Below are 10372 nucleotides of genomic sequence, written 5' to 3'. Positions count from 1 at the left end.
ATCGCGATTTGTTTTGTTTGGCGACAGAAAATCGTACACAGGACACGGGCCATGCCCTTCCATCTCAAGCCCAAACCAAAGTGCGCAAAAAATCGGGCCTTATCCCTGCGGTTGGACAAGCGAAAACAATCGTCCAAAACGATCAATCTTCCGCTGCGCTTGCTGCGGACTAACCCAATACGCTGATATCGCTGCCGCCAGAAACATCAGGGCGAGACGTTCCCGCCCGGACGGCTGGCAATGGATCAGCAGACCAAACATCCTGAACCAACTCCGCAAGGAGCATGTTCAGCGATGCCCGGACAGTAAACACTGTCCGTCACGCCGTAAGGAGTACGGCTCCCCAACGTCAATCACACTACATGCTAAGACCATGCAAGAGACTGATACGAGGGTCAAGAACACGCCTAACAAAACAAAAAACTAGACACGTTCATACTCTTACTGTAGTCGCCGATGAAGCCATCGGATTTCGGAGTGCAACCCGCACCCCTCCGCAATCCAATCATCGCCCAACCGTATCAGTGCGACGAATCCCACACGGCATCCGCAGTCGTTACGTTGACGAGCGGAAGCATCCACAGAGACACAAGGTTGGCAGCACACGGCGGTGTCGCCGGGAGCGACAACCCGTTCGTTCGAGAAGAGCATGACGTTCGCACCCTCCACCCGCATCACGGTGCGTGAAACCGTGGCCTCGGGCTGCACCTCGACCAGTGGGGCGACCGCCGACGAATTCGACACCGACTGTACGGCGTCGGCGCGCACGCGATAGCCGTCACGGCAGGGCTCTTCCCGCCTATCCCCTCACACGCGCGATGCGTCACAGGCAATGCGCCATGTAGAGCGGCAGCTTGATCCGCTCGCCACCGGCCTCAAGCTGTCGGGGGTGCAGCACGTACTCCTTGCCGAGCTTCCCGCCGTACAGTCTGCGGAACTTGTCGAGGGAGGAGGTGCCGTACCGTCTTGTGGATTTCACCTCGATCGGGCTGATCCGGGGTTTCATCGCGGCATCGTCGTATTCGCGCACGATGAGGAAATCAATCTCCATGGTTCTCGCGGCATCCTCCCTGCTCGACCGCGAGAAGAAGAACAATCGGCGGCCGTTGGCGCGGAATTGCTGCGCCACGGCGTTCTCGACGAGCATCCCCTCGTTCAGCGACAACTTGTCGAACAGGATGTCCCGGTACACGTCGTCAGGCGTTGTCTCGCGGTCCGCGAACGTCTGCGCGACCAGCAGCCCCGTGTCGGCCATGTAGCATTTGAACGACGCGTTGTCCTCGTACAGCCCGAGGCCGACCGATGGGTCGGTCGCGTTGCGGCAGATGTTGATCAGCCGCGCGTCCTCCAGCCAGAAGAACGCGGCATCGTACTCACGCAGGCGAGCGTCCTTGTCGACCGATGCCAAGGTGAATCGTTTCTCATGCTTGGACAGCTGCCCGGGTATCTGCGCGAAGATGCCACGCACACGACCCGCGTCCCCATTGGCGAATTTACCGATGTCATCGCCATAGAGCTGCAGGATGCCGCGCTTGATGTCATCGGCCTCGCCGAAATCACGGCGCTCCACATAGCTGGAGACGACCTGGGGCATGCCTCCGACCAGCAGGTACTCACGCCACAGGCGCATCGCACGCTTGTGCAGGACGTCGGGCAACGGTCGCAACGCATCGAACGCATGGCGGATCGTCTCTGCGAGCAGTTCCTCCCCCATGGCCCAGCAGAACTCCTCGAAATCCAACGGCCCCATGCCCATCTTTCTCTCCTCGGAGGGAATGACGATGCCTTCCACGTTCTTCCTGATAGAAATCAGGGAACCGGTCTCGACATAGTCGTACCTTCCATCCGCGACCAAGTATTTGATCAGTTCGCGCGCCGCGGGATACCGCTGCACCTCGTCGAAGATGATCAGCGAATCCCGCTCGTACAGACGCGTGCGGTAATACGCGGACAGCATCATGAACAACGTGTCGAAATCATCGCGCTGGTTCTCGAACACATCGTGCACCTCCTGCGGCAGACGGGCGAAGTCGACGAGCAGATACGACCGGTACTGCGTGCGCCCGAATTCCACCGCTGTGGTGCTCTTGCCCACGCGCCTGGCCCCCTCGATCAGCACCGCCTCACATCCATTCGCCCTGTGTTTCCACGCGATGAGTTTGTCCAGCATCTTGCGCCGCAACATGGCCAATCACCTCGCTATCACGAAATCAACGGTATGGACACACCTATTTTTACACGAAAACAGAAGTATAGGTATCTCGGATTTTACACGAAATCAATGGTATGAGAATCCTCTGTTCCACACGAAAACGGCTGCATGGCCGACGCCGCGGACATGGCGGGTGCGCGGACACATCACGACATCACAACCGGAATCCGAGAATCCCTGAGATACGGCGCGAGTAGGCGTAGGCGACGAAGGCGCGCTGCAGCAGAATCGGCAGCAGGAAGTTCAGCCCCAGCACGCCACCGGAGGCCCTGAGCAGGATGAGCATGCCCAAGGAGAAGCCGGCGTAGCCGAATACGCGCACTTCGATAAGCGGACGCGCCATCTTCAGCTGCACGGCCACGAACACGGCGAGCACGGCCACGGATGTGGCGAGTGTGACCCAAAACCGCCACAGGCATCCACCGTTCGCCCACGACGTAGAGGCAACGCCGATGGGCGCGTCATTTGCGAGACTGGTAAGCGGAATGGCAATTAGCCGGCATATTTGCCGGCGCGGAAGGCTATCGACAACATCATCAAGAAAAGGAGATACACACCATGAAGACTCTGGTGCTGGTGTTCCACCCTGACCTCAAGGGCCAGTCGCACGTCAACAAGGCGCTGGCCGAGGCCGCCGCCGAACTGGACAACGTGACCGTCCGCGACGAGTACGCGCTGTACCCGGACGGCAAGATCGACGTGGCCGCCGAACAGAAGGCCATCGAAGAGGCGGACCGCGTGGTCTTCCAGTTCCCGCTGTACTGGTTCTCCTCCCCGGCGCTGCTCAAGAGCTGGGAGGACGAGGTTCTGCAGCACGGCTGGGCATACGGTTCCGAAGGCCACGCCTTCGAGGGCAAGGAATTCGGCGTGGCCGTCTCCACCGGCTCCCCGGAGACCGCCTACCAGCCGGACGGCTCCAACAAGTTCGTTATCGACCAGCTGCTCACCCCCTTCCAGGGCACGGCCAACTACGTGAGCGCCACCTGGATCAAGCCGTTCGTGACGTTCGGCGCCTTCGGCATCACCGATGAGGCGCTGTCCGCCGCCACCAAGGCCTATCAGGAAGCGCTGTCCGCCTGATTGAGGTACGGCTCGCAGGCACGGGCGCAATAGTCCCAGATGCACTGCTCGCCGTCGGGCGAGATCCACACTTGGGATTGATGCGCTTGGGTCTGCGATTGCCCCAGAACCGTCCGCTGACGCCTTCGACATCCGGCGATGACACCAGATAGATGCTGGTGCGCGCGCCATGCCGCGCGGCGCGCATGAACGGCATCCACAGGAGGACCAGCGGCAGCATGAACGGACGCTCGGCGTCATGGCATGTCTGCCTTCACATGTCCATGTCCGATTCTTGAACTTACGAGCGGAATCTGCTATAGTCAAAATGCTTTGCTTGGAGACAGGCAAGGTTCCAAGTCGCCGGGGGGTTTCCCGGCATTTTCATTTTCATTTTCACCAGTCCGGAGGTGACGATTGACGGCACCCGTCCTGAGCATTTTCGCGGACGAGAGCGGCGAATGAGGTAAACGCTCGGAGTACTATCTGATTGGCATGTCCAACCAAAGCCCTTCCTACCGTACCGCGGTGAAGAAGAAGCGCGGGAAGGGGAAGATGATGCTGCCGTCGGACTGGGTCGGATACTCCTCCCGCACGCGGGCGAACACCTCCGACTCGAAAGCACGGCGTTCCTCATCGGTCGCCAACGCCTGCAGGTAGGGGCGCAGACCGGTGCCACGATACCAGTCCATGATGGCCTCATGCGAGGGAAGCGTGTGCATGTACGCGGTCTTCCACATGCGGAAGCTAGCGGCGCACGTATGCAACAGCTCCCAGTATTCAGGCGGCGTGAGGTTGTAGAACTCGCGTTGCTGCGGAAGCCGGTCGGCGTAGGCCTGCGAATGGGCGATTTCGGCGATGATGCGGTGAATCGGCTCCTCGTAGTTCATCGGCGTCTGCACGGCCAGAACACCGCCCTTATGCAAGCGTCCCAGCAGCCGTGGAATCAGGCGGTTGTGGTCCGGCACCCATTGGATGCAGGCGTTGGAGAACACCACGTCGAAGTCATCCGGCAGATCGGCAAGGCCAAGGATTGCTCCGGGAGTCCCAGACTCCACGGACACGTCGCACAGCGCGAAATCGATATCGGGATGCTCCTTGCGTGCGGCCTCGATCATCTCCGGCGAACTGTCCACACCTAGGATCTCGGCGTGCGGATAGCGTTCGCGCAGCACAGCCGTGCTGTTGCCCGGCCCGCAGCCGATGTCGAGCACGCGCCGGACCGACCCGTCGTCGGGCGGCAGCTGCATCGCCAGATCACGCGACGGCTGCGTGCGTTCACGATTGAACCGCAAATACTGTTCCGAATCCCATGTGACCATGCGTCCGACGCTAATCGGAGACCACAGGCGGTCCACACTCCTGTTCACATGCCGGACGCTTGCAGACTGCTCGCCTCGCCGGGCAGCAAATCCCCGGCATGAGCCACAATGCCCGACCTCAATCGAATCCGCCGCGCGCCCCTGAATAACGTCTGTTGCTATACTGTATAGCAGCAGACGACTTGAGAAGGAGCCCGATATGGCAATGACACAGATGAACGTGCGCATCGACGACAAGCTCAAGGATGACGTTGATACGGTGCTGCGCGAACAGGGCGTCTCCTCCAGTGACGTGATACGTTCGCTATGGCGCTATATCGCCGACAGAAGACAGGTGCCGCGTCTGGAAACGACGACGGAGGAACAGGCCCGCAGACAGCGCCGGATGCGCAGGCTCACGATGATCGACGCCTCTTCAGGACTCATACAAGAGGAACTCCTGCGCGCAGGAGTCATCGACGAAGACACGAATCTTCTCGCCGGGCAGACCCGGCAGGACATTCGCTCAGATGTATACGACCAGAAACTCGATGACTATCTGAACATGGCAAGGAGCGTCTGATGAAGCGCCCGAATCCCCAACGCGTCCTTCTGGATACGAACGTGCTGCTGGATCATCTGCTGCAACGCGACGGGCACGCACAGCAGGCAAGACGAGCCCTGGAGGCATGCGCGAACCATGACGTGGCATTGCTGTGCGCTTCGACATCGTTGAAAGACATCGCCTATATAGCCGAGGCGATGGTTCGCAGACAATTCAAGCAGGGAGAATCGGCTCTGGAAAACGAGACCCTGAACGTGCTGGTGCGTCATGTACCGTGGCGTTGCGTGGAGCAGGCACGAGCATTATGCGACATCGCGTCAATCGACCAGCAGACCTGCGACGATGCCCTCGCCCTGCGCTCCAAGCATGACGATTTCGAGGACGATCTCATCATCGCGGCCGCACGGCGGTCCGGCGCCGACTGCGTCATCACATCCGATGCCGAGCTGATCGCGCATTTCCCGGAATACTGCGTCAGTCCAAGCCATATCGTGCAATCGTTCACGGCCAACGACGAATGCGACGAAGGCGTCACAGCGCCTTGAGCGTCTTCTCCCCCAGCTGTGCGAGCACGCCGTCGGCGAGCAGCCGATAGCATTCCTCGGACGGGTGGAACCGATCGGATGCCCAGAACCGATCGTCGGACAGACCGGTGTCGTAGTGGGTCATGTCGACGAACGGGATGCCGCGTGCCGCGCAGATCGACCGACTGATCGCGGTCTGCCGGTCGGTCATGTCGAGAATCGCCTTGCGCAGCGTGTGGCCGAGCGCCGGCGAACGATACACCTGACCGGAGCTGATGACCACCACATGACGGCTCAACGCCGTCGCCTCATCGATGGCGGCCGTCAGATCCTCACGCCATTCGGTCTCGCTGCGACGAGCCATCAGATCGTTCGAGCCGGCGCACAGCACCAGCAGATCAGGACGCACCTGCACCTCGGGCAGCAGACGGAAGCGTACGCGCCGCATCGTCGCGCCAAGACGGCCATGCGTCTGCCATGCGACCTCGCGACCGGTGATGCGGGCAAGCGAGCGGGCCATGTCGGGAACAAGTCCCTTGATCTGATCGTCAACGCCGCACCCCACAGTCAGGGAATCGCCCACGGCGACGAGGCTGATCGGATGCTCTCCGGCGTGCGAGTCCGCGGCGAGCCGGGCGGGACGAACCGTCCCCGCGCGATCGCCCGCGGGCTCCGGCGCCAGTCGGACGGTGTGCTTGGCGACCAGCGCCTCGGTCAATGCGACGGGTCTCTCCCACCACTGCAAAGCCATGTTCATCCCCCGGAAAACCATGCGTATGGCATCGTACCGCCATCGCTGCCGTATACGGCAACGCATGATCCGGACTGATGTGAGCGGTGCGCGCATCAGCCGGGCACCGCTGCCATGACAACGCAAGCCAGCATAGCAGAAGCAGAGTATGCGCAATCGCCGCGGTCCACGGCGACGCCGTCCAGTCGGTGATCGGGCCGATGAATCCGCCGATGTAGACCGGGCACTGCGTGATCGGCGCGGTATCGGCGAACGCATGGGTGAGGACGGGTGTGAAGGTGGATGTGAACGTGGTTGCGAAGGTGGATGTGAAACCATGGGCGACTGCAAGTGCCGCTGTCTGCATCATTATGGACATGCCGCACACGCTACGGCATGCGCGCTTAGGCGAGGCTAAGACACGTTCCGGGGAAACCCCGCTCGAGGCCGCCAAATACCAGTTCGTGGTGTTCGCCGCCATCGCAGCGCTGACACTGGTTGCCGACAGCCTCATCCTGACGATGGTCTACCGCACCTGCTTCACCGCCGACGACCAGTACAAACCGCCGTCGATGCGGTAGGGCGACAAGTAAACAAACGCCGGGGTGGATGCAGAGCCTTTAGGATTCTCCGCGTCCACTCCGGCAAGTCATATGCGCCCCCTATGCCAGACGGCGGTATTCCTCCTCGTTCACCGGTTCGAGCCATTCGTTCGAGGCGCCTTCGGCCTTGGGCATGATGGCCACATGCGCGAACGCCTCATGCGGAGCCGCCCCATGCCAGTGCTTGGTCTCCGGTGGGATATAGGCCACGTCGCCCGGCTTGAGCTCCACCGGAGTCTGCCCCTCGATCTGGTAGTAGCCGCGGCCGCCCACCGCGAGCAGGATCTGGCAGACGCCATGATGGATGTGCCAGTGATTCGTACATCCAGGCTCGAAGGTCACGTTCGCCACGTTCACCTGATTGTCGCCGGCAAGCGGCGCGAGATAGCTTTGGCCTTCGAAATACTGGGCATAGGCGTCGTTCGGCTTGCCCATCGGGAAGACGCTCGGATTGTCCATCGTCATATCGTGCTCACTTTTCCAGTCCGGCGACCCACTTGGCGAGTTCGGTTTCCTTGACATTCGCGGCGAGGCGACGGCCCGCGATCCAGTGCGCGGCCGGCGCGGAGTCATGCAGCTGCACGCCGTCGGCGCCGCGGATGCTGGAGCCGGACGTGGCGAACGTCACGATGGTCTTGCCCGACCAATCCTCGCTTTCGAGGAAGGTGCGCACCACGCGCGGCGCGGTCTCCCACCACAGCGGATAGCCGACGAACACCACGTCGTACGGCGTGATATCAATGGGATGCGCAAGTTCGGGGCGCATCTCGCGGTGCTGGTGCTCCACGCTGGACCGGCTGTTCGGGTCCCGCCAATCCACGTCGGCGGCGGTGTACGGCTCAGCCGGCACAATTTCCTCGATATCCGCGCCGGCAGCCTTCGCCAACCGTTCGGCCACGGCCCTCGTGGTGCCGGTGGCGGAGAAATACGTAACCAGAATTCGCTTGCCCATATCGATTCCTTTCCTCACAACAGGGCAGCCGATCCCGCACGGCAGTGTACGGCCCGCCGCATGCCGCAACGCAGTCATACGCCAGCCGTCCGCAAATCGGCTCTACTAACCGATTATGGCGCGGGCGCAATCCCTGTCCAATAGCTATGGGCCATACGCGAACATGCCACGCAGGCATGGCAGCCAACGAGCGGGAACGGTACGGCAACGGGCTTCAAGGTCAATCAGGCGGATATGGGCCTTCCAGTACCGCGTCAGCTGCACAGTGCGGCATATCATCCATTCATCCCATGTATTGGCGATTATGGTGGATGCAGTCTGGGGATGGCCCACCTTGTCGTCGTCTCAGCGAATGCTGCATCAGCGGCTACCGTCGAGGATGGTCATATGATCGTAGATGCCCACCATGCGAATGGTGCGCTTGGATTCACGCCTGAAATACACCACCAGCACGTCATCGTCGAACGTGTGGGACTCGAAATGATGACCGTCCTCGAAAGGACTATGTGCAAGCGGATGATCATGCCAGCCGGTCTCCTCCACCCGTCCCTTCTCAGCCAGCTCGCAAATCGCCTCACGCACCGAGCGAATGACGAGCGCGAACTGCTCATGCGTGTACTTGCTTTTCAAGGGCAACGCCGTTCGCCAGAAATGCGGCGACGCCTTGACCGTCCATCGGCTCACTGGCCCACCTCTTCGGCGGTCAGTCCAAGCTCGGCAAGCACATCGCCGGGTATCGTGCGCGCATCTGTCGAGTCGTCCGGGATAAGCCCGTATTCCTGAGCCTCGGCGTACACCATGTCACGGCGCATATCCTCCGACAGCTCGCGAGCGCCATTCGATGAGAAGATGCCGTCGAACGGCGTGCGGTTCTCATTGGCGACCTGCGTGACCATCATCTTCATCGCGGCCGGCGTGGTGATGCCATTGCGTGCGAATGCGGCATCGGCTCGCGCTTTGACATCATCAGGTACATTGATCTGGATAAGAGCCATGAAGAGCCTCCTCAAATGCCTCCGATTATGTGATCACCATAATATCTCATAGATATCTCATCGTCATGAGGTAAGCGCATGTCACTCGATGCCGCCGCCTTGACGCTCGCGTTGATCGCCGGATTCCAGCTCATCCCAAGGCTTGTGCGGCAGTCCCCGCTGCCGTCGGCGCATCTCGTGCCGTTCTCCGCGGTCTAATCCCGCACGCAAGGCAGGGACCACCGCCATGCCTGCGAGGCATCACAGGAATCGCAGGCATAAGTTAGGACTGATCGATGCGGCACGGCATGCAACGCATCGCGAGGCGGCCGAGCCGACTACTCGCCGTGCTGCGCGTCCGTGCAGCCTTCGCCGCTCTCGATCCGCTGCCGCATGAACGCGATGAATGTCTCGACGGCCGGCGCATGCCTGCGCCCACGCTTCCACGCCACCACGGAACGGGCCTCAAGATGCGGGGCGAGCGGCACGAAGCGCAATCCTTCGCCGACCTGACCCACGTCATAGGTCAGCGCGACGCCCACGCCCTGACGCACCGCCATCGCGGCGTTCAGGGGCAGATTGAAGATGCACGCGGTTTGCACCTCGTCGCGCAGCGAGCCGAACCAGTTGAACAGTTCGCTACGCACCTGAGGCCGCAGAGGCAGCAGCAACGGACGGCCGACCAGATCGGACGGAACGATCCCGTTGCGATCGGCGAGTGGATCGTCGTCGCGCATCATCGCACCCCAGACATCCGGCGTGTCAAGGCGTTCGAAATCGAAGCGGTCCACCTCCACCGGCTCGGTCATCAGCGCCAGATCGCTCAACCCCTGTTCGAGCCGTTCCTGAATCACATCAGCCGTGGCGGAAATCATGACGAACCGAACATGGGGATGAAGAAGACGGAACTGCGCCATGCATGAGGTCAGGAACGCCACGCTGCGCACGTCCCCGCAGCTGACCGAAATCTCCCCGGCGAGATGCCGTCCTGCACTAAGCGCCACATCACGCTCGGTCTTGTCCGCGAGCTCCACGATGGCGCGCGCCCGGTCCCGCAGCAGCTCCCCTTCGCCGGTCAATGTGACGTTGCGCCGGCCGCGCACGAAGAGGGTGACGCCGAGCTCCTCCTCAAGCTGCCTGAGCTGACGCGACAGCGTCGGCTGCGAGATCTGCAGCAGTTCGGCCGCCCAGGTGATGTTGCCCTCCTCGGCGACGGCGAGGAAGTACCTCAGTACGCGCAGTTCCATCATCGTCCTCCTGATGTGATTGTACGGATGCGTTTCGATTGGGTGCGTGGCGGCTGCTTCGGTAGCGACGACTGCGTCGCCCGCCTCCGGAAGTCCGGTGCGGCGCCTCCATGATGTTCATGATCGCATGATAGCGCGGATCGCAGCATCCGAATCGTCCGTAACTGCGCGTGATTACGAGGTCGCCGCGCAGTTAAGGACGAAAA

The 10372-nt window shown here is 61.4% G+C and carries 13 protein-coding genes and 1 pseudogene; 5 read left to right on the top strand and 9 right to left on the bottom strand.

Going from position 1 to position 10372, the window contains the following annotated elements; genetic code table 11:
- Positions 1-649 precede the first annotated feature (649 nt).
- A complete protein-coding gene (locus EHS19_RS11565; RefSeq protein WP_277752783.1) occupies positions 650-775 on the top strand; it encodes a hypothetical protein in 126 nt (41 codons plus the stop codon).
- A 48-nt stretch (positions 776-823) separates the two neighbouring features.
- Here the strand turns inward: EHS19_RS11565 and EHS19_RS04775 are convergent, their stop codons facing one another.
- A complete protein-coding gene (locus EHS19_RS04775; RefSeq protein WP_175578308.1) occupies positions 824-2185 on the bottom strand; it encodes an ATP-binding protein in 1362 nt (453 codons plus the stop codon).
- Between the two features lie 181 nt (positions 2186-2366).
- Positions 2367-2555 carry a hypothetical protein gene (locus EHS19_RS04770; RefSeq protein ID WP_175578307.1) on the bottom strand — a complete coding sequence of 63 codons (189 nt, stop codon included), beginning with the start codon at positions 2553-2555 and terminating at the stop codon, positions 2367-2369.
- A gap of 215 nt (positions 2556-2770) precedes the next feature.
- Between EHS19_RS04770 and EHS19_RS04765 the strand changes: the two genes are divergently transcribed.
- Positions 2771-3292, top strand: a complete 522-nt coding sequence (locus tag EHS19_RS04765; protein ID WP_151916639.1) for an NAD(P)H-dependent oxidoreductase — start codon at positions 2771-2773, stop codon at positions 3290-3292.
- Between the two features lie 494 nt (positions 3293-3786).
- On the opposite strand, the gene EHS19_RS04760 is transcribed toward EHS19_RS04765, so the two are convergent.
- The gene (locus EHS19_RS04760; protein WP_241677081.1) at positions 3787-4566 is read right to left on the bottom strand and encodes a methyltransferase domain-containing protein; all 780 of its coding nucleotides are present in this window, start codon (positions 4564-4566) and stop codon (positions 3787-3789) included.
- 226 nt (positions 4567-4792) lie between these two features.
- On the opposite strand from EHS19_RS04760, the gene EHS19_RS04755 reads away from it, so the two are divergent.
- Together EHS19_RS04755 and EHS19_RS04750 are read left to right on the top strand one after the other, a co-directional pair.
- Positions 4793-5155, top strand: coding sequence for a type II toxin-antitoxin system RelB/DinJ family antitoxin (locus EHS19_RS04755; protein WP_151916638.1), 363 nt, complete (start codon positions 4793-4795; stop codon positions 5153-5155).
- Entirely contained in the window at positions 5155-5682 is a 528-nt protein-coding gene (locus EHS19_RS04750; protein ID WP_151916637.1) for a type II toxin-antitoxin system VapC family toxin, read from the top strand. The genes EHS19_RS04755 and EHS19_RS04750 overlap by 1 nt, the downstream gene beginning before the upstream one ends.
- Here the strand turns inward: EHS19_RS04750 and EHS19_RS04745 are convergent.
- Positions 5669-6412, bottom strand: a complete 744-nt coding sequence (locus EHS19_RS04745; RefSeq protein ID WP_151916636.1) for an SGNH/GDSL hydrolase family protein — start codon at positions 6410-6412, stop codon at positions 5669-5671. The two genes, EHS19_RS04750 and EHS19_RS04745, sit on opposite strands and share 14 nt — an antisense overlap.
- Positions 6413-6819: 407 nt before the next feature.
- Here EHS19_RS04745 and EHS19_RS04740 point away from each other — a divergent pair.
- A pseudogene (locus tag EHS19_RS04740) lies at positions 6820-6972 on the top strand (ABC transporter permease); the annotation flags it as partial.
- 81 nt (positions 6973-7053) lie between these two features.
- Here EHS19_RS04740 and EHS19_RS04735 read toward each other — a convergent pair.
- The 5 genes from EHS19_RS04735 to EHS19_RS04715 all read right to left on the bottom strand — a co-directional run bounded on the left by EHS19_RS04735 (position 7054) and on the right by EHS19_RS04715 (position 10169).
- The gene (locus EHS19_RS04735; protein WP_151916648.1) at positions 7054-7452 is read right to left on the bottom strand and encodes a cupin domain-containing protein; all 399 of its coding nucleotides are present in this window, start codon (positions 7450-7452) and stop codon (positions 7054-7056) included.
- 13 nt (positions 7453-7465) lie between these two features.
- On the bottom strand, positions 7466-7945 hold the full coding sequence (locus EHS19_RS04730) for a flavodoxin (protein WP_151916635.1): 480 nt from the start codon (positions 7943-7945) through the stop codon (positions 7466-7468).
- A gap of 360 nt (positions 7946-8305) precedes the next feature.
- Positions 8306-8629 carry a hypothetical protein gene (locus EHS19_RS04725; protein ID WP_151916634.1) on the bottom strand — a complete coding sequence of 108 codons (324 nt, stop codon included), beginning with the start codon at positions 8627-8629 and terminating at the stop codon, positions 8306-8308.
- Positions 8626-8940: a type II toxin-antitoxin system RelB/DinJ family antitoxin gene (locus EHS19_RS04720; protein WP_151916633.1), complete on the bottom strand. Its 315-nt coding sequence runs from the start codon at positions 8938-8940 to the stop codon at positions 8626-8628. The genes EHS19_RS04725 and EHS19_RS04720 overlap by 4 nt, the downstream gene beginning before the upstream one ends.
- 317 nt (positions 8941-9257) lie before the next feature.
- Positions 9258-10169, bottom strand: coding sequence for a LysR family transcriptional regulator (locus EHS19_RS04715; protein WP_277752782.1), 912 nt, complete (start codon positions 10167-10169; stop codon positions 9258-9260).
- Between the last annotated feature and the right edge of the window lie 203 nt (positions 10170-10372).

This window comes from Bifidobacterium jacchi, assembly GCF_009078285.1.
Taxonomy (GTDB): Bacteria; Actinomycetota; Actinomycetes; order Actinomycetales; family Bifidobacteriaceae; genus Bifidobacterium; species Bifidobacterium jacchi.
Note: the sequence above shows the minus strand (reverse complement) of the source record. Positions and strands in the feature narration are given on the sequence as shown.